The organism is Eikenella exigua, from assembly GCF_008805035.1.
Lineage (GTDB): Bacteria > Pseudomonadota > Gammaproteobacteria > Burkholderiales > Neisseriaceae > Eikenella > Eikenella exigua.
On sequence record NZ_CP038018.1, the window covers coordinates 1,795,487 to 1,813,283 of the forward strand.

At 55.9% G+C, this 17,797-nt stretch carries 17 protein-coding genes; 2 read left to right on the forward strand and 15 right to left on the reverse strand.

Annotated elements, in window-relative coordinates:
- Nucleotides 1-260: 260 nt before the first annotated feature.
- The 6 genes from EZJ17_RS09140 to EZJ17_RS09165 all read right to left on the reverse strand — a co-directional run bounded on the left by EZJ17_RS09140 (nt 261) and on the right by EZJ17_RS09165 (nt 9,107).
- The gene (locus EZJ17_RS09140; protein ID WP_067439969.1) at nt 261-2,129 is read right to left on the reverse strand and encodes a ribonuclease catalytic domain-containing protein; all 1,869 of its coding nucleotides are present in this window, start codon (nt 2,127-2,129) and stop codon (nt 261-263) included.
- A 153-nt stretch (nt 2,130-2,282) separates the two neighbouring features.
- On the reverse strand, nt 2,283-3,080 hold the full coding sequence (locus tag EZJ17_RS09145) for a phosphatidate cytidylyltransferase (protein WP_067439966.1): 798 nt from the start codon (nt 3,078-3,080) through the stop codon (nt 2,283-2,285).
- Nucleotides 3,081-3,262: 182 nt separating this feature from the next.
- Nucleotides 3,263-3,709, reverse strand: a complete 447-nt coding sequence (gene hpaR, locus EZJ17_RS09150) for a homoprotocatechuate degradation operon regulator HpaR (protein WP_067439963.1) — start codon at nt 3,707-3,709, stop codon at nt 3,263-3,265.
- Between the two features lie 482 nt (nt 3,710-4,191).
- Complete coding sequence (fabB, locus tag EZJ17_RS09155) at nt 4,192-5,403, reverse strand: beta-ketoacyl-ACP synthase I (RefSeq protein ID WP_067439960.1); 1,212 nt, start codon at nt 5,401-5,403, stop codon at nt 4,192-4,194.
- A 92-nt stretch (nt 5,404-5,495) separates the two neighbouring features.
- Nucleotides 5,496-6,020, reverse strand: coding sequence for a 3-hydroxyacyl-[acyl-carrier-protein] dehydratase FabA (fabA, locus tag EZJ17_RS09160; protein WP_067439957.1), 525 nt, complete (start codon nt 6,018-6,020; stop codon nt 5,496-5,498).
- A gap of 249 nt (nt 6,021-6,269) precedes the next feature.
- The gene (locus EZJ17_RS09165) at nt 6,270-9,107 is read right to left on the reverse strand and encodes a valine--tRNA ligase (protein WP_067444373.1); all 2,838 of its coding nucleotides are present in this window, start codon (nt 9,105-9,107) and stop codon (nt 6,270-6,272) included.
- 194 nt (nt 9,108-9,301) lie between these two features.
- On the opposite strand from EZJ17_RS09165, the gene EZJ17_RS09170 reads away from it, so the two are divergent.
- Together EZJ17_RS09170 and gluQRS are read left to right on the forward strand one after the other, a co-directional pair.
- Nucleotides 9,302-9,964, forward strand: coding sequence for an NAD(P)H-dependent oxidoreductase (locus tag EZJ17_RS09170; RefSeq protein WP_067439951.1), 663 nt, complete (start codon nt 9,302-9,304; stop codon nt 9,962-9,964).
- Between the two features lie 84 nt (nt 9,965-10,048).
- Nucleotides 10,049-10,960, forward strand: coding sequence for a tRNA glutamyl-Q(34) synthetase GluQRS (gluQRS, locus tag EZJ17_RS09175; protein WP_067439948.1), 912 nt, complete (start codon nt 10,049-10,051; stop codon nt 10,958-10,960).
- 134 nt (nt 10,961-11,094) lie between these two features.
- On the opposite strand, the gene EZJ17_RS09180 is transcribed toward gluQRS, so the two are convergent.
- From EZJ17_RS09180 to EZJ17_RS09220, 9 genes are all read right to left on the reverse strand, one after another.
- Entirely contained in the window at nt 11,095-12,276 is a 1,182-nt protein-coding gene (locus EZJ17_RS09180; protein ID WP_067444370.1) for a phosphoglycerate kinase, read from the reverse strand.
- A 215-nt stretch (nt 12,277-12,491) separates the two neighbouring features.
- Nucleotides 12,492-12,812, reverse strand: coding sequence for a ribosome hibernation-promoting factor, HPF/YfiA family (gene hpf / locus EZJ17_RS09185; protein ID WP_067439941.1), 321 nt, complete (start codon nt 12,810-12,812; stop codon nt 12,492-12,494).
- Between the two features lie 43 nt (nt 12,813-12,855).
- Complete coding sequence (rpoN, locus tag EZJ17_RS09190; RefSeq protein WP_067439938.1) at nt 12,856-14,226, reverse strand: RNA polymerase factor sigma-54; 1,371 nt, start codon at nt 14,224-14,226, stop codon at nt 12,856-12,858.
- A gap of 18 nt (nt 14,227-14,244) precedes the next feature.
- Complete coding sequence (gene lptB, locus EZJ17_RS09195) at nt 14,245-14,979, reverse strand: LPS export ABC transporter ATP-binding protein (protein ID WP_067439935.1); 735 nt, start codon at nt 14,977-14,979, stop codon at nt 14,245-14,247.
- A gap of 80 nt (nt 14,980-15,059) precedes the next feature.
- Entirely contained in the window at nt 15,060-15,416 is a 357-nt protein-coding gene (locus EZJ17_RS09200; protein WP_067439932.1) for a protease inhibitor I9 family protein, read from the reverse strand.
- Nucleotides 15,417-15,571: 155 nt separating this feature from the next.
- Complete coding sequence (locus EZJ17_RS09205) at nt 15,572-15,952, reverse strand: MmcQ/YjbR family DNA-binding protein (RefSeq protein WP_067439929.1); 381 nt, start codon at nt 15,950-15,952, stop codon at nt 15,572-15,574.
- Nucleotides 15,953-15,962: 10 nt separating this feature from the next.
- Nucleotides 15,963-16,481 (reverse strand): lipopolysaccharide transport periplasmic protein LptA, encoded by a 519-nt coding sequence (lptA, locus tag EZJ17_RS09210; protein ID WP_197478830.1) that lies wholly within the window; start codon nt 16,479-16,481, stop codon nt 15,963-15,965.
- Nucleotides 16,459-17,040: an LPS export ABC transporter periplasmic protein LptC gene (lptC, locus tag EZJ17_RS09215; protein WP_067439926.1), complete on the reverse strand. Its 582-nt coding sequence runs from the start codon at nt 17,038-17,040 to the stop codon at nt 16,459-16,461. The genes lptA and lptC overlap by 23 nt, the downstream gene beginning before the upstream one ends.
- On the reverse strand, nt 17,037-17,585 hold the full coding sequence (locus EZJ17_RS09220) for a KdsC family phosphatase (RefSeq protein WP_064104118.1): 549 nt from the start codon (nt 17,583-17,585) through the stop codon (nt 17,037-17,039). The genes lptC and EZJ17_RS09220 overlap by 4 nt, the downstream gene beginning before the upstream one ends.
- Between the last annotated feature and the right edge of the window lie 212 nt (nt 17,586-17,797).

A 17,797-nucleotide genomic window follows, 5' to 3' on the forward strand; every position in this document is an offset into this window, starting at 1 on the left:
GTTTTTATATCTAATTTTCTAATTTATTTTTGTTGTTTATATTGGAGCAGTATAGAAATAGTGGATTATCTAGAAAATTCATTAAAACCATTTAGATAGGCTAAGTAACCCTTGTTGTTTGGTTGTCGTTCAATTGTAGATTGTTGTGGGATAATGGCCGGGTTAATTGCCTGTTTGTGGATAAATCGATTATTTGCCTGCTTTGTCCGCAGAGAATAGTAGAAATAAGCCGTTGTTGTACTGAGCCAGTACCCTATCATTTAGGCAGCTGGTTCAGCCGGCAATACATTTAAATATTTCAAAGACAATAGCTGCTGCTCGGCATCCAACTGAGTAATGGCCAGTTTCATGTGGGTTTTAGGCTGAATATCAATTGGTATACCGTGCACACGGTTGACCAGTGGCAAACCATCAATACGCACCAGATCTTCTTTCAGCAATACGGCGGTCAGCTCGCAGCATTGTTCTTGTTCCAGATATATTAAGCTCCAGTAAGCTTCCGTTTGGCGTTGGAAGTCAGCATAAGCAGTATAGGTTGCGTCGAAGTCGCGCAGGGCGGCAAACAGGTTGCTATCGTTTTTTTGGAAACGCGGCGATAGGTTGGGATCAATCAGGCTGAGCAGTTGGAGTTGGTTGATGCAGTCGGCGGCACGACGCAACGGCGAGGTGAACCAGCCATAATGCGCCACGCCCATGCCGATGTGTGGCTCAGATTGAGTGCTCATGCGTACTTTGCCGCTGGTTTGCACGCGGAATAAACCGGGCAGGTCGTTTTCATCCAGCATTTGCGCCCAGGTGCTGTTGGCCAGAATCATCATTTCCGACACCAACGTGTCGATGGGCGAGCCGCGTTCGCGGCGGCTGATGCGCACGCTGCCGTCGGGATTGAATTCGATGCCGTAGTCGTATTGCGGGGCGCGGTTTTCTTCGTAGCGGTCGCGCTGTTTTTGGCGTTCGACGGCGAAATGGTACAGCCAGCGCAGCTGCGGCTGGCAGGGGAATTGTACGGGCTCGTTCTCGGAGAGGCCGGTGTCGGCGTTGAAATGCGGCTCGATGTCTTGGATGCGCAGGTTGTGCTTGATGGTTAGGTTTTCGAGGCGGGTTTGCGGCGCTGAGGCTACCTGAAAATTCTCGTCCACTTCCACATACAGGCTTAATACCGGCCGTTTGCCTTCGTCTAGGCTGAAGGTTTGAATCCAGTTGTCCGGCAGCATGGTGATTTTGCCGCCAGGGTAGTAGGCGGTGCTTTGCCTTTGTTTAATAAGGGTTTCAATAGGGCTGTTTTCGGCAATGGCCAGCGTGGGCACGGCGATGTGGATGCCGACACGTTTGCCGCCGTCCGGCAGGTCTTGCACGGAAAGCGCATCGTCGATTTCGCTGGTTTCGGCATCATCAATGGAGAATGCGGGCAAATCGGCGGCATCTGGTAATTCAGGGATAGCAGGCACGGCGATTTCCGGTGCTGCAGTACCTTGCGGGAAGTGTTTGCAGCAGAAGCCATCAAGCAGGTATTGCGGCAATGAGTTGACACCGCCGGTTTGCCGAGCCAGCTGATAGGCGGAAATTTTCAGTTCGGCAGCGGCTTTGGTGAAGGCTTTGTAGGTGAGTGATTGTTTGTCTGGGTTGTGCAGGATGCTGCGTAAATCGGCAGCAATTTCGGCTGGCAGACGGCCTTGTGTCAATTCTTCCGCCCAAGCGGCTATTTGTGCGTCTTGCTGTTTTTTGCGCTCGATGGCGGCCAGTGCCTGCTTCAGGGTGTCTTCCGGTGCCGCTTTAAATACGCCTTTGCCTTTTTTATAGAAATACATCGGTGCGGCATAGAGCGCAATCAAGGTGGCGGCCAGTTCGTGCTGGCTTGGAGGATGACCGAAGTAGTCGGCGGCGATGTTTTGGGTGGTGAATTCGTCTTCGCCGCAAAATTCCCACAACAAGTCGGTATCAATTTGTGCGGCTTCGGCCTGGGCGCGTTCGAGGAAAGCGTCCATCGGCTCGGTGAATTCCACGAAAACATTATTGGCTTTGATTTTGGTGCGTTTGCCATGCTGGGTGGTGGCCTGATAGGTGCTATCGTTTTTCTGCACCACGGCGGCAACTTTGAATTGGCCGCTTTCTTCGTAGAATATATTCATTTAAAAGGGAAAACCGCTTTGTGGGGTTGAAATATTGAGGGGGGCGGATTTTAGCATAGAAACAGGCAGTTTCTCAGGAAGGCTACCTGAGGGCAAAGTGTGAACGTAGCTAAGTTTCCGCAAAGCCAACACTTTCCAGGTAGCCTTTTCTATTCAGCCGAACAACGTGCTGATAGCGGCATATACGCTCAACACGGCTATCAGCGAATCCACACGGTCGAACACGCCGCCGTGGCCGGGAAGCAGGTTGCTGCTGTCTTTCACGCCGGCAGCACGTTTAAACCAGCTCTCCAGAAGGTCGCCACCGATGCCCACGAAGGTAAGTACAGTGGCAGTGAGCATGATGCCGAGCCAGGAAATATTGAAGCCGAACCAGCCGGCAGCGTGTGCCAATGAGGCATACACCAGCACGCATAACAGCCCGCCAAACACGCCTTCCCAGCTTTTGCCGGGGCTGATGGTGGGAGCCAGTTTGTGTTTGCCCCACAGCCGGCCGAATACATAGGCAAACACGTCGGCAATCCACACCAGCATCATCACAGCCAAGAGATGGAGTGCGGATTGGCTGTTGGGGCGCAGCTCCAGCAGGGCAAACCAGAAAGGCAGCATCAGCAGCCAGCCAGCGGCCATGCCTTTCCAATCGGCCTGTAACCGCCATTTGAAACTCAGCCAAGCAGGCATGCCGAGCAGCCAGAAGGCGAGCACGATTGCCCATGCCGCTGCCGGCAGCCGCCAACCGCCGCCCCAGGCCAGTGCCATAAACAGCGCGGTGCCGGCCAAATAGGGCTGCTGCACTTGTTCCGGCATACTGCACAGCCGGCTGTATTCCCACAGAGCGAGCAGAGCAATCAAGCCGGAAAACAGTGCCCACAGCCCGCTGTTGGCGGTAAATAGCATACCGAGCATCATTGGTAGTAAAACCAAGGCGGTGAGGATTCGTTGTTTGAGCATGGTTGGGTTCTTTCAGGTAGCCTTTGGCATATTTGTTTTGACTGCAGGATTATAAGCGAAACTGCTGTACATATAGCTAAGAAGTAAGCCAACGTAGTAGGAAGTGAATTTAGTCATAGAAAAAGGCTACCTGAAAAACCGGATAAAGGTTTCAGGTAGCCTTTACGTAATGCGGCAAGGCCTTACATCCGTGCCATAGTGGCTACATGGATAGCAGCTATTTGGTTTAGCAATTCGTGCAACTGTTCCAGGTTTTCTTTGGAAAGCTGGGTTTCGATGTCGTCGTAGCAGGCATCGATTTTACCGACAAAGTTGTTGAAGGTACGCTCGCCTTCTTCGGTGAGTTTGAGGTAAACACGGCGGTGGTCATTGGCCGGGCGCAGACGCACCACCAGTTTCATTTTTTCCAGGCGGGTGAGAATGCCGGTGAGGCTGGGGCGCAGGATGCAGGCACTGCGGGCTAAGTCTTGGAAATCCATCGTACCGTTTTCAGCCAAGAGGCGCAGGATACGCCATTGCTGGTCGGTGAGGCCGATTTCGTTGAGTAGTGGGCGAAAATGTGTCATCAATGCTTCGCGTGCCTGTATCAGTGCAATATTTAGCGAAGAATATTTGGAATGTTTGATCATTGTGATCTCCCTTGGTTTAAATGAAGTAATGAAATAGTTGGAAACTTTTTCGTGTGGTTTTTATAATTAATTCTCTATTAACAATCAGAGTATTGTTTTAGTTTATTATATAACTCAATCCAATAGTTATAGTGTGCGGATAATTGATTTTCTTGATTAAAGTCAAAATATTGGATACAACCAGTCAAGTTATCTGTTCAATAAGGCGCGTATTGCCTACAAAATTAAAATAAATACATCATCATGGTGTATTTTAAAGAGCTATCGTTACTTAAGATAATAGTGGGCTGGGTAATTATCAAGGCTATCTGAAAAAATTGGCAGAAACTTTACAAACTATGTTGTATGTTTTGCCTCATTATTAGGTGAACAGAATCAGATGAACAGATATTGTATGCTGAAGTTGCCGTTTTTTATGCCAGAAAAACCCATAATAAAAACAGCCGAACCAGTTTAGGGTTCGGCTGTTTTTAAGTAGGCCTCTACATGCAGCTGAAAATCAGGGTGGCATTGGTGCCGCCGAAGCCGAAGCTATTCGACATTACGGCGTCAAGCTTTTTGCTGATGTTTTCGCGTACAATCGGCAAATTGGCGGCTTTTTCGTCCAAATTTAGAACATTGGCGCTGGCGCATACGAAATCGTTGAGCATCATCAGAATAGAGTAAATTGCCTCATTCGAGCCGGCGGCACCGAGGGCGTGGCCAGAGAGAGATTTGGTGGAGCTGATGAGCGGCACTTTTTTGCCTTCAAAGGTTTCGCGGATGGCGCCGAGCTCTTTGGTGTCGCCTACTGGGGTGGACGTGCCGTGGGCATTGATGTAGTCCACGCTGCCGCCGTGCTGGGCCAGTGCCATTTGCATGCAACGCACCGCGCCTTCGCCGGAAGGCTGCACCATATCGTGGCCGTCGGAAGTGGCGCCGTAGCCAGTGAGTTCGCACAAAATATTGGCGCCGCGCGCTTTGGCGTGTTCGTATTCTTCCATCACCAAAATGCTGCCGCCGCCGGAAATCACGAAGCCGTCGCGGTCGGCATCGTAAGCGCGGCTGGCCTGTTCGGGCGTGTCGTTGTATTTGCTTGATAACGCGCCCATGGCATCAAACAGGGAGCTCATCTGCCAAGATACTTCTTCTCCGCCGCCGGCAAACACGATGTCTTGCTTGCCAAGCTGAATCAGCTCGGCGGCATGGCCGATGCAGTGGGCGGAAGTGGAGCAGGCGGAGCTGATGGAATAGTTCACACCTTTGATTTTAAACGGGGTAGCCAAGCAGGCGGCCACAGTGGAGGCCATGGTTTTGGTTACGCCGTAGGGGCCGATGCGCTTCACGCCGCTTTCGCGCAAGGTATCGGCTGCTTCCACTTGTGAGGCGGAAGAGGCGCCGCCGCTGCCGGCCACGATGCCGGTGCGTACGTTTGATACCTGTTCTTCAGTGAGCCCGGCGTTGGCGATGGCTTCTTTCATGGCGATATAGGCATAGGCGGCAGCGTTGCCCATAAAGCGCAGGATTTTGCGGTCGATGTGCTCTTTGGTATCGATATTGATGTTGCCGGCCACGTGCGAGCGCAAGCCCATTTCGCGGTAGCTTTCGTCAAAAGCGATGCCGGATTTGAGCTGGCGCAGCGATTCGAGCACTTCGCGGCAGTTGTTGCCCAAGCTGGACACGATGCCGATACCGGTTACGACTACTCGTTTCATAATAATGAACTCCGTTAGGAAAGTAGGCTACCTGAAAAGTAACGCAGAAGCTTCTGTTGAATTAAAGCCGGCGTTTTCAGGTAGCCCGTTGGCTAGAAATCGTCTGTGCTGGTAAACAAACCTACGCGCAGGCCGTTTCCTTCGTAAATCTTATGGCCGTCCACGCTCATTTCCGCATCGGCAATGCCCAACACCAGCTTGCTGTTCATCACGCGTTTCATGTGGATGTGGTAAGTGATTTTCTTGTGCTTGGGCAATACTTGGCCGGTGAATTTCACTTCGGCGCAGCCCAAGGCGCGGCCGCGGCCAGGCGCACCCGTCCAGCCCAGGAAGAAGCCCACTAATTGCCACATGGCGTCCAAACCCAAGCAGCCGGGCATCACCGGATCACCGATGAAGTGGCAGCCGAAGAACCACAAATCGGGGTGGATATCCAATTCGGCGATGATTTCGCCCTTGCCGTATTTGCCGCCGGTGGAGTTGATTTCAACAATGCGGTCGATCATCAACATATTGGGCACCGGCAGCTGCGCGTTGCCGGCGCCGAAAAGTTCGCCGCGGCCGCAGGCCAAGAGTTCTTCTTTGGAGTAGCTGTTTTGTGGAACGAAATTGCTCATGGGTATCCTTAATGCTGCCAAAGGCAGCTTGATATAGTGGGAGAAAAACCAGAATTGTTGGTTGGCGAAGCGCTTACGGCATAATTTAGGTTTTAGCTCTAGATTAAGCATTCTATTTGATTATGCCGTGCCGCGCAATCTGGCCGATATCTTTGCTAGCGGCATTTTAATCCTATCGGAGCGGCTTGTATAACAGAAGGCTACCTGAAAAATGGTTTTCAGGTAGCCTTCTTCAATCACAGGAGAAGTTTACTCTTTCAACTTCACCAAAGCGTTTTGTAGCTTGGCCATCTTCTCTTCCAACTCCGCCAAATCGGCTTTGTCTTTTTCCACCAGATGCGCGGGGGCTTTTTCGGTGTAGCCGGGTTTGGAGAGTTTGGCGTTGAGTTTGTCCAAGGCTTTTTGCAGTTTCTCGGCCTCTTTGCTCAAACGGGCGGTTTCGGCGGCTTTGTCGATTTCGACTTTCAGCATCAGGCGCGCGCCGTTGCAGACGGCGACGGGCGCGTCTTCGCTTTCGGGCAGGGCGGCGACTTGTTGTGCTTCGGTCAGGCGGGTCATCATCGGCAGGTATTTGAGGTAGTCCGCCAAGTCGTCCGCGCTTTCGACAAACAGCGGGGCTTTGACATTAGGCTGGATGCCCATTTCGCCGCGCAGGTTGCGGACGGCGCCGATCAAATCTTGCAACACGGTCATTTGCTCGAAGGTCGTCTGAACGATTTGTTCGCGGTCGGCTTCGGGGAAGCGGGCGAGCATGATGCTGTCAGCTGTTTTCGCGTCGCACATAGGAGCGACGGTTTGCCACAATTCTTCGGTGATGAACGGGATAATCGGGTGCAGCAGGCGCAGGGCGGCTTCGAGTACGCGCAATAAGGTATGGCGTGTGGCGCGCTGACGGCTGGCGCAGCCAGTTTGAAGCTGCACTTTGGCGAGTTCCAGATACCAGTCGCAATAGTCGTTCCATACGAAGCTGTACAGGGTTTCCGCAGCCAAATCAAAGCGGTAGGTTTCGTAGGCTTGCGTTACTTGCTCAATGGTCTGATTCAGACGACCTATGATCCACATATCGGGGAAGGAATAGCCGCGCGGTTCGGTGGCGGTTGCGCCGTAGCCGCAGTCTTGGTTTTCGGTGTTCATCAAGACGAAGTTGGTGGCGTTCCAGATTTTGTTGCAGAAGTTGCGGTAGCCTTCGGCGCGTTTGAAGTCGAAGTTCACGCTGCGCCCCAAGCTGGCGTAGCTCGCCATGGTGAAGCGCAATGCGTCCGCGCCCATGCTGGGGATACCTTCGGGGAAGAGTTTTTTCGTGGCTTCTTCCACTTTCGGCGCGGTTTCGGGTTTGCGCAGACCAGTCGTACGTTTCACCAGCAACTTGTCCAAGTCGATGCCGTCGATCAAATCGACGGGGTCGATGACGTTGCCTTCGGATTTGGACATTTTTTTGCCTTCGTGGTCGCGCACGATGCCGTGGATGTACACGTCTTTAAACGGTACTTTGCCGGTGAAGTGGGTGGTCATCATAATCATGCGCGCCACCCAGAAGAAGATGATTTCGTAGCCGGTGACCAAGACGTTGGACGGCAGGAAGGCTTTGAGTTCGTCGGTTTCAGACGGCCAGCCTAGCGTGGAGAACGGCACGAGTGCGGAGGAGAACCATGTGTCCAATACGTCTTCTTCGCGGGTCAAGCCTGTTTTGCCGGCTTGTTTTTCGGCTTCCGCCTGATTGCGGGCAACGTAAACATTGCCTGCTTCGTCGTACCACGCGGGGATTTGATGTCCCCACCACAGTTGGCGCGAGATGCACCAGTCTTGGATGTTGTTCATCCATTGGTTGTAGGTATTGACCCAGTTTTCGGGGATAAAGCGTACCGCGCCGCTGTCGACGGCTTTTTTGGCTTTGTCGGCAAGGCTTAAGCCTTTGAATTCGCTGTCAGGCTCGCCGCCGTTTGGGGTGGCGGACATGGCGACAAACCATTGGCTGGTCAGCATCGGCTCAATCACCGAACCTGTGCGGTCGCCTTTCGGCGTCATCAGCGTGTGCGCTTTGATTTCGACCAACAAGCCTTGTTCTTGCAAATCGGCAACCATTTGTTTGCGCGCGGCAAAGCGGTCCAAACCTGCGTATTTTTCAGGCAGGGCAAAGCCTGGTTGCGCTTCGCCTTTGAAGTTGAATACTTCGGCGTTTGCCAGCACTTTGGCTTCCAAGTCGAATACATTAACCAAGCGCGTGTCGTGGCGTTTACCGACTTCGTAGTCGTTGAAGTCGTGCGCAGGCGTGATTTTCACGCAGCCTGTACCGAAGTCTTTTTCAACGTATTCATCGGCAATCACGGGGATAGTGCGGCCGGTCAGCGGCAGGATTAATTCCTTGCCAATCAAATGGGTATAACGTTCGTCTTCGGGATTGACGGCAACGGCAACGTCGCCCAGCAGCGTTTCGGGACGGGTGGTCGCCACGATAACGGCTTCGGCAGGATTGTCCGCCAGCGGATAGCGGATGTGCCACATAGAGCCTTGTTCTTCCACGCTTTCCACTTCCAAATCAGACACCGCCGTGCCAAGCACGGGATCCCAGTTCACCAAGCGTTTGCCGCGGTAAATCAAGCCCTGTTCATACAGGCGCACGAACACTTCGGTCACGGTTTCGGCGCGCACGTCGTCCATCGTGAAATACTCGCGCGTCCAGTCGGCAGAGCAGCCCACGCGGCGCATCTGCTGCGTAATCGTGCCGCCGGAAACTTCTTTCCATTCCCACACTTTTTCCAAGAATTTTTCGCGCCCCAAGTCATGGCGGGACACGTTTTGCGCGGCAAGCTGACGCTCGACCACGATTTGCGTGGCGATGCCCGCGTGGTCGGTGCCGGGAATCCAGGCGGTGTTGCAGCCTTTCATGCGGTAGTAGCGGGTCAGACCGTCCATGATGGTTTGGTTGAAGGCATGACCCATGTGCAGCGTGCCGGTTACGTTGGGCGGCGGCAGTTGGATGGAAAAAGACGGTTTGGTCAAATCCATATCGGGCTGGAAATAACCTTGGGTTTCCCAGTTTTGATAGTGTTTGGATTCGATTTCGGCGGGATTGTATTTGTCGAGCATCGGAGGCTACCTGAAAATTATTGGCGTAAAGAGCGAATTATAGTGGAAGCAGATAGTTTTCAGGTAGCCTGATGCGGGGATGAAGGCTAGCTGAAAGCATAAACATCCAATAAAGCTAAAGCCATCTATTTTGACTTCTACCCCGCGCCGCCGCTATCCTTCGCTTTTTCCGCACCTTTATTCAGGAGTGTGCCATGCCCGGCATCAAACAAACCGTCCTCAAAGCCTTCCACCGCCGTTATGCCTGCAAGAAATACGACCCGGCCAAAAAGATCAGCCGTGAAGATTTCGAATTTATTTTGGAAACCGGCCGCCTTTCGCCCAGCTCCTTCGGACTGGAACCGTGGCGTTTTCTCGTGATCCAAAACCCCGCGCTGCGTGCCGAGCTCAAACCGCTGGCTTGGGGTGCGGCAGATAAAATCATGGATTGCAGCCACTTTATCGTACTCCTCGCCCGCACCCAGGCCGCGATGCAGCCGGACTACCGGCACAAAATGTGGAGCGGGGTGCACCACATCCCGCCGCATGCCGTGGAAATACGCGAAGGTTTCTTCAAACAGTTTGCCGAACACAACTTCCGCATCACCGAAAGCCCGCGCACCTTCCACGATTGGGCCAGCAAACAAAGCTATATCGCCCTGGCCAATATGATGACCGCCACCGCCTTTATCGGTATCGACTCCACCCCGATCGAGGGCTTCCGGCAGGAAGAAGTTAATGCCTTCTTGGCCGCAAAAGGCCTGTTCGACCCCGCCGAATACCGCGTCAGCATCATGGCTGCGTTCGGCTACCGCGCTGAAGAAGTGCGCGCCAAAACTCGTCTGCCGATGGAAGAGATTGTGCAGTGGGTAGAATAAGCCGTTGATTGTAAAGTTTCAGGTAGCCTCCATCCCGCACAGAGGCTACCTGAAAGCTTCAACACTGTTAAACCAAGCCCTTCCATGTATATCGGACGCTTCGCCCCCAGCCCCACCGGCCTGCTGCACATCGGCTCGCTGCTCACCGCCCTGGCTTCCTACGCCGATGCCCGTGCGCAGGGCGGGCGCTGGCTGGTGCGCATGGAAGACCTCGATCCGCCGCGCGAAATGCCCGGCGCCGCAACCCATATCCTGCGCACCCTCGAAGCATTTGGCTTCGAATGGGACGGCGACGTGGCCTACCAAAGCCGCCGCCACCATCTCTACCGCGCCGCCCTGTACAGCCTGCAACAAAGCGGTCTCGCCTACCCCTGCTATTGCAGCCGCAAACAATGGCATGCCCAAGCGCGGCAGGGCGTGGACGGCTTTGTTTACAACGGCGCCTGTGCGCAGCTGGCCGCCCTGCCGCCCGAAGCCGCCGGCAGAGTGCCCGCCTGGCGGCTGCGCGTGCCGGATGAAACCATCGCCTTCACCGACGGCATCGTCGGCCATTATGCGCAAAACCTCGCCCGCGACATCGGCGATTTCGTCCTCCTGCGCGCCGACGGCCTGTGGGCCTACCAGCTCGCCGTGGTGGCCGACGACGCTGAACAGGGCATCACCCATATCGTGCGCGGACAGGACTTGCTCGTGTCCACCCCGCGCCAAATCTGGTTGCAACGCTGCCTCGGCCTCCCCACTCCGCACTACGCCCACCTGCCTCTGCTCACCAATGCCGAAGGGCAGAAATGGTCGAAACAAACCCTCGCCCCCGCGCTGGATTTGCAACACAAAGAAGCCCTGCTGCGGCAAGTAATGGGCTACCTGAAACTGCCGCCCGCGCCCGCAGTGGATAAACCGCAAGAGCTGCTGGATTGGGCCGTGCAACACTGGCAACTGCAAGCCGTGCCTACCCGGCCAATAGTGGCCGGGGTAAAGGCGGGTGGTGCTACCTGAAAATCAAGCAGCGGAGTAGCTATGCTACCGTGTCTTCCGATGTGGAAGCGCATATCCCAGCCTATCAGTGTTAGATACAGGAAAGGCTACCTGAAATTTTCAGGTAGCCTCTTTTCAAACATCTAAGCCTACCATCAACCCGCCGCGCGTTTTTCCAGCACGGCCACGCCGGGCAGTTGTTTGCCTTCCAGGAACTCCAAGAACGCGCCGCCGCCGGTGGAGATATAGCTGATTTTGTCGGCGATACCGAATTTGGCAATGGCGGCCAAGGTGTCGCCGCCGCCAGCGATGGAGAAGGCGCGGCTCTCGGCAATGGCTTCAGCCATCACGCGCGTACCTTCGGCGAAACGGTCGAACTCGAACACGCCCACCGGGCCGTTCCACACAATCGTGCCGGCTTCGCGCAGCAGCGCGGCAAGCGAAGCAGCAGACTGCGGGCCGATGTCGAGAATCATGTCGTCTGCAGCCACGTCGGCCACGGCTTTGGTTTCGGCATCGGCATCGGCGGCAAAGGCTTTGGCGCACACCACGTCTTGCGGCAGCGGCACGGCGCCGTCTTTGGCTGCCATTTTTTCGGCCACGGCGCGGGCTTCGGCTGCCAAGTCGGATTCGGCCAACGAGTTGCCGATGGGCTGCCCGGCGGCGAGCAGGAAGGTGTTGGCGATGCCGCCGCCCACGATCAGTTGGTCCACTTTATCGGCCAGGCTGTTGAGGATGGTGAGTTTGGTGGACACTTTGCTGCCGGCCACAATCGCCACCAGCGGGCGGGCGGGGTTTTTCAGTGCCTTACCCAGCGCGTCCAATTCGGCAGCTAGCAAAATGCCGGCACAGGCAGCGGGTGCGGCTTCGGCCACGGCCACCAGCGAGGCTTCGGCGCGGTGCGCGGTGCCGAAGGCATCGTTCACATAAATATCACACAACGCGGCGTAGGCCTGGCCGAGCTCAGCATTGTTTTTCTTCTCGCCTTTGTTCACGCGCACGTTTTGCAGCATCACCACTTCGCCTGGCTGCGGGCGCGGCGGGTTTTGCTGCCAATCGCTGCTCACGGGCACGGTGAGGCCGAGCAGGCTGCCCAGATGCGCGGCCACGGGCGCGAGGTCGTCTTCGGGCTTGAATTCGCCCTCGGTGGGACGGCCGAGGTGGCTCATCAGGATAACGGCAGCGCCGTTTTCCAGACAGTAGCGCACGGAGGCGAGCGAAGCGCGGATGCGGGTATCGTCGCCAATTTTACCGTCTTTAATCGGCACGTTCAGGTCGGCACGGATCAGCACGGTTTTGCCGCGCACGTTTTGTTCGGTGAGTTTAAGGAAGGACATAGTTATCTCTTTTGGTTTCAGTTATTTGGTTGGGAAAATCGGGCAGCTGTGCCAGCTGCATAAAACGCTGCCATTATCTTATAAACGGTTGGGCGGCGCAAACGGGCGAAATGGGGCAGTTTGGTTTTCAGGTAGCCTTTTCCAATCCTCCCGTTCTAGTAAAAAAGCAGGCTTTGCAGCCTGCTTTATCTATGCCCTATCGGGCGGTTCAAAGCTTATTCGATGCTCACTTTGCCGCTGGGTTCGGCGCGGTGCTGCTGTTTTTTCTCTTTATGTTTGAGTACGGCGCGGTCGAGTTTGTCTACCAAGAGGTCGATGGCAGCATACATGTCTTTGTCGGTTTGGTCGAGGTGCAGGTCTTTGCCGGCCATATGCCAATCCACTTCTGCTTTCTGCACCAGTTTGTCCACCGACAGGGTAACGGTGGCGGAAATCACGTTGTCGCTGTGGCGGACGATGCGCTCGAGTTTACCGTTGATATAGCCTCTCAGAGCATCGGTCACTTCGATGTTGATTCCGTTGATTTTCAGGTTCATAGCTCACTCCTTTACAGGTGGGTTGGCTGCGCGCGGCGGCAAGCTAGGCTTTCTGCTTGCGTTGGTGCGCAGGCGGGAAATTGAGTTCTTCGCGATATTTGGCCACAGTGCGCCTGGCGAGTATGATACCTTGCAGAGCGAGCCTCTCGGACATGGCTTGGTCGGAGAGCGGCTTGCGTTTGTCTTCGGCGGCAATCAGGCTTTCGATAAGGGCTTTTACTGCGTTGGCGCTGATGCCGTCGCTGTCTTCTTCGCTGCTGTAGGCGGCTGCCTGGCTGAAAAAATAGCGTAGCGGAAATACGCCTTGCGGGCAAGCCAAATATTTTTGGTTTACGGCGCGGGACACAGTGCTTTCGGCCAGGCCGAGGTTGGCGGCGGTTTCTTTAATGGTGAGTGGCACGAGACCGATGGCGCCGAAAGAGAAGAAGTCGGCCTGACGCTCCAAAATGGTTTCGGCCAGCCGCAACACAGTGCTTTTGCGCTGCTCCAGCGAGCTTAGCAATACTTTAGCCTCATTGAGCTTTTGTTTCAACTCCGGCGCTTCACTGCCATATTCGGCGAGCAGGTCGGAATATTCCTGATTGAGCTGCACCTGCGGCCAGGCCTGGCGGTACATGCCCACCGTCCATTTGCCGGTTTCGGGATCGGGGCGGATCCATACGTCGGGATCGACGTATTCGGTGTGGCCGGAACCGGAAAGGCCGTAGGCGGGGAAGGGGTTGAGGGAGGCGACGAGGGCTTGGGCGGCTTCGATGGTGGCGGCGCTGTATTGGGGGAATTTTTTGCGCACTTGCGGCGGCAGGCTGCTTTTGACGATGTCGGGCAGGAAGTGTTTCACCAGCTGCACGGCGCAGAATACAGTGTCGTCCGGCTGCTGCCGCGCCAGCTGGAGCAATAATGATTCGCCCAAATCGCGCGCACCCACGCCGGCGGGATCGAACTGCTGCAGATGGCGCAGGGCTTCGGCCATGTCGTCCTCATCGAGCATCCATTCCAGCGGAGAGTTTTCCACGATGTCGGTGAGGCTGTCATTCAGGTAGCCTTGGTCATCGAGATAATCGATCAGCAAATGCACGCGGGCCGCTTGGTTTTCGTCTAGCGGGTGTTCGCACACCTGCTCGTGCAGCATGCGGGAGAAATCGGCTTCGTCGGCCACGGTTTCCCACACGTCGCTCTCTTCCATGCTGTTGGTTTTGCGGGTAACCGGTATGGCGGCGGAATAATGGGGTTCGGGCTCGCCGCTGTAGGCCGGGTCGTGTTCTGGTCGTTCGAGCAGGGGGTTGTCGGCCAGCCAGCTTTCCACTTCTTCGGCTAATTCCAGCGACGACATATGCAAAATGCGCAATGATTGCTGCTGCTTCTGATTGAGCTGCTGGGTTTGGCGCAGTTTGAGTTTGACGGATTGCTGGGTCATTTGAGGCTACCTGAAACCTTAGTAATCGAAGTTTTCGCCCAAATACACGGCACGTACTTCTTCGTTGCCCACCAATTCTTCGGGGCGGCCGCTGGCCAGCACGGCGCCGTTGTTGATGATATAGGCCCGATCGCAGATGCGCAGGGTTTCGCGCACGTTGTGGTCGGTAATCAGCACGCCGATGCCGCGCTGTTTGAGGAAGTTGATGATGTTTTGAATGTCGATAACGGCAATCGGATCGACGCCGGCGAAGGGTTCGTCCAACAGGATGAAACGCGGGCTCATGGCCAGCACACGGGCGATTTCCACGCGGCGCCGTTCGCCGCCGGAGAGGGCGGGGGCGGGGCTTTGCCGCAAGTGGGTAATGTTCAGGTCGGCCAGCAGGTCGTTGAGGCGCGATTCGATGGTATGGCGGTCGGTTTCATGCAATTGCAGGATGGCGCGGATGTTTTCTTCTACCGTCATCTTGCGGAAAATTGAGGCTTCCTGCGGCAGATAGCCCAGGCCTAAGCGGGCGCGCTGATACACGGTCATGTGGCGCAGCTCGTGCTCGTCTAGCCGGATGATGCCGTGATCGGCAGCCACCAGGCCGACAATCATATAAAAGCTGGTGGTTTTGCCCGCGCCATTGGGGCCGAGCAGGCCGACTACTTCGCCGCTTTCGATATCGAGCGAGAAATCCTGCACCACTTGGCGCTGTTTGAAGCTTTTGCGCAGCTGTTTAACGCTGAGGCGGCTGTGCGGTGTGGTCATGGTTTGGTTTTCCCTTGTGTTTGTTGGGTATCACGAGCAGCGCTGAGGCTACCTGAAAAATAGGGCTGCCATACGCGGTTTCAATGTGCGGCAGGGTTTTGCAGCTGCATCATTTGGTCGCGCTGCACCTGCAACACGCCCGGTACGCGTTCCAGGCGATGGATGGCCTGCGCCATCTCCTGCGGCGGCGGGATGCGGGCGGCAATGCCGTTGATGTTTGTATAACGGTACACCAGCTCGGCCTGCATTTCGCGCACGGCCTGAAGCAGCGGCTCCGCGCCGACAGCGGGGTCGTATAACACAATCAGCACGCGGTCGGCAGCTTGCTGTTCCGGCTGGGCGCCGGACATGCTTGGTGTGGCAATGGCTGCAGGCTGCGGGGCGGCGCAAGCGATCAGCATGGCTAGGCAGGCTAAGAGGAAGACGCGGATATTCATGCTTGCTTGGTTTTCGGTTTCAGGTAGCCTGTGCGGTGTGGGGCTACCTGAACATCTTGTTCAGCGATGCAAAAGGTGTTTTATTTTTTCAGGTAGCCTCAAATGCGGGCTGCCTGAAACCGTTTGAGGCTACCTGAAACTGGTATTGCAGGCTTTCAGGTAGCCTGTTTCCTGATCTTGGCTTTGCCCTGCGTGAGGCGGAAGCTGTCGTCAATCAGTTGGCGAATCAGCACGTCGTCGGCCTGTTCCAATTCGATGCTCAGCCAGTGTTCTTTGCTCATGTGGTAGGCAGGCAGGATACCGGCTTGGGCGCGCATGGCACCGATGTGTTCGGGGCGGCATTTCACATTGAGCAGGGGCACGGTGCGGCCGGGGGCGCGCCCGAGCTTTTCCGCCGGCACGGGCAGATACACGCCAAACCATTTGCGGCTGCCGCTGTGGCGGAATACGGCGTATCCGGGGAAGCGGGAAAAGGGATGGTCGGGCGCGGCGCGGTAGCGTTCGGCCATTTCGGCAAACAGGGTTTCGGCCTTCATCCCGCCTCCCTTATTTCTGCTGCGGCTGGATGGTGATGCTCACGCGGCCTTTGTTGGCGTTGCTGCGGCTGCCGCCCAGCACAGTATAAACTTCGGTGCGGGTATTGTAGGTAATGGTATCGCCGCTGGCCCGGTCGCCGCCGCGTTCGAGCTTGGCGCCGCCGCTGAGTTTCACAATGCCGGTGGCGGATTGGTATTCCACGCGGGCAGCCAGGCCTTTCACAGTGCCTTGGCGGTCGAGCTGCTGGCCGAAGTGTACGGGGCTGCCGGAGGCGGTCATGGTTTGCGCACCGTCGGCGGCTTTCACCACGCGCACTTTGGCGGCACGGATATACATGGTGCCCTGCTGGATAACCACGTTGCCAGAAAATTCGGTGCTGCGGTTGCCTTGGTCGAGCGAGCCTTGGTCGGCTTCGATTTGGATGGGCTGGTTGCGGTCGGAGGTGAGCGCAGAAGCCGTGGCGGGCAGCAGCAAGGCAGCAGCAAGAAGGAGGGCGCGGGCGGGTTTAATCTTGTTGTTTGGGGTCATAAATCACGGCCTTAATGCGGGAGGAGAGGTTAAGCAATCCTTGTTTGTGGTTGTAGGTCATACCTTGGGCGGTGCCGTGGGAGGCGCCGTATTGATAGTTCACCAAATCTTGGGTGTGGGCGGTTTGGGTTTGGGTGTTGACGGTGAGGCTGTCGGTTTCGAGGCGGCCGGCAGGCTGACCGTTCATAGCGGGTTTGTCAAACACCACGTTTTTCTCAAATACTACTTGGTTTTCGCCGCCGATATAGTGTGCCTGATCGGCGGTGATGCGGTACACCATCTGCCCGCCTTGCGAAAACATCACGTTGGGTTCGGCCAAATAGCCGTCTTGGCGGTTGGGAAACTGCCAAGCGCGGGTGGCGGTGAGCTGCTGGGCCAGGCTGCCGTCGGCGGCAAAGCGGCGGCCTCGGATGCCGAAAATCTGGTATTGCGGCTCGTGCGGATCGAGCGGGGTTTCTTCGGTTTCAAGCTGGCTGATGCGGTCGAGCCAGAAGCTCACGCCGCCGAGCGCGAGTGCCAACACCAGCGGAAACCACCAGCCGCCGAATCGTTTAATCATTCTGTGTATTGCTCCCAAGCGGTTTTCAGGTAGCCTTTGGCCTGCATGATGACTTCGCACAATTCGCGCACGGCGCCGGCGCCGGCCGGGCGGCGGGTGATGTAGGCAGCGTGTTGCAATACCCATTCGTGCGCTTCAGGCACAGCCGCGGGCAGGCCGCAGCGCACCATCACGGGCAAATCCACCACGTCGTCGCCGATGTAGGCGCATTCGTGTTCGGCCACGCCGGCGGTTTCGCGCAGTTCGGCGTAGGCGGCGCGTTTGTCGCTGATGCCTTTGAAGTAGTGATGGATGCCGAGCTGTTTGGCGCGCACGGCCACAGAAGGGGCGTCGCGGCCGGTGATGATGGCGGTTTGTACGCCGCATTGGTGCAGCATTTTGATGCCGTGCCCGTCGAGCGTGTGGAAGGCCTTGATTTCTTCACCATTGTCGCGGATGAAGATGCGGCCGTCGGTGAGCACGCCGTCCACGTCCATAATCAGCAGTTTGATTTCGGCGGCGCGGCGGCGCAGGTATTCAGGCAGTTCAGGCAGAATAGGGCTCATGCGGGCAATCTCAATTTCGAATTAGACCCATGATAACATGCTCTAGCACGGGCACAAACCCGTTCGGCATGGTTTTTGCTTGGCGGGGCAGGGGAGAGGCTACCTGAAAACGTAAAACAGTTTTCAGGTAGCCTCTCCGGGTTTACATTTTGCCTGTGCGGTTTGTTTCGATGGCAAGTTTTGCGCCTCATCAAAGCTCGCGCTTTAGCCTC

What these genes read in the sequence shown, in the direction of transcription:
- EZJ17_RS09220 (WP_064104118.1), bottom strand. Translation starts at nt 17,585, where the DNA reads ATGAGCCCTATTCTGCCTGAACTGCCTGAATACCTGCGCCGCCGCGCC.
- EZJ17_RS09200 (WP_067439932.1), bottom strand. Translation starts at nt 15,416, where the DNA reads ATGAATATCCGCGTCTTCCTCTTAGCCTGCCTAGCCATGCTGATCGCT.
- fabA (WP_067439957.1), bottom strand. Translation starts at nt 6,020, where the DNA reads ATGAGCAATTTCGTTCCACAAAACAGCTACTCCAAAGAAGAACTCTTG.
- EZJ17_RS09140 (WP_067439969.1), bottom strand. Translation starts at nt 2,129, where the DNA reads ATGAATATATTCTACGAAGAAAGCGGCCAATTCAAAGTTGCCGCCGTG.
- EZJ17_RS09180 (WP_067444370.1), bottom strand. Translation starts at nt 12,276, where the DNA reads ATGTCCTTCCTTAAACTCACCGAACAAAACGTGCGCGGCAAAACCGTG.
- lptB (WP_067439935.1), bottom strand. Translation starts at nt 14,979, where the DNA reads ATGACCACACCGCACAGCCGCCTCAGCGTTAAACAGCTGCGCAAAAGC.
- rpoN (WP_067439938.1), bottom strand. Translation starts at nt 14,226, where the DNA reads ATGACCCAGCAATCCGTCAAACTCAAACTGCGCCAAACCCAGCAGCTC.
- EZJ17_RS09145 (WP_067439966.1), bottom strand. Translation starts at nt 3,080, where the DNA reads ATGCTCAAACAACGAATCCTCACCGCCTTGGTTTTACTACCAATGATG.
- gluQRS (WP_067439948.1), top strand. Translation starts at nt 10,049, where the DNA reads ATGTATATCGGACGCTTCGCCCCCAGCCCCACCGGCCTGCTGCACATC.
- EZJ17_RS09170 (WP_067439951.1), top strand. Translation starts at nt 9,302, where the DNA reads ATGCCCGGCATCAAACAAACCGTCCTCAAAGCCTTCCACCGCCGTTAT.
- hpf (WP_067439941.1), bottom strand. Translation starts at nt 12,812, where the DNA reads ATGAACCTGAAAATCAACGGAATCAACATCGAAGTGACCGATGCTCTG.
- fabB (WP_067439960.1), bottom strand. Translation starts at nt 5,403, where the DNA reads ATGAAACGAGTAGTCGTAACCGGTATCGGCATCGTGTCCAGCTTGGGC.
- EZJ17_RS09165 (WP_067444373.1), bottom strand. Translation starts at nt 9,107, where the DNA reads ATGCTCGACAAATACAATCCCGCCGAAATCGAATCCAAACACTATCAA.
- lptC (WP_067439926.1), bottom strand. Translation starts at nt 17,040, where the DNA reads ATGATTAAACGATTCGGCGGCTGGTGGTTTCCGCTGGTGTTGGCACTC.
- EZJ17_RS09205 (WP_067439929.1), bottom strand. Translation starts at nt 15,952, where the DNA reads ATGAAGGCCGAAACCCTGTTTGCCGAAATGGCCGAACGCTACCGCGCC.
- hpaR (WP_067439963.1), bottom strand. Translation starts at nt 3,709, where the DNA reads ATGATCAAACATTCCAAATATTCTTCGCTAAATATTGCACTGATACAG.
- lptA (WP_197478830.1), bottom strand. Translation starts at nt 16,481, where the DNA reads ATGACCCCAAACAACAAGATTAAACCCGCCCGCGCCCTCCTTCTTGCT.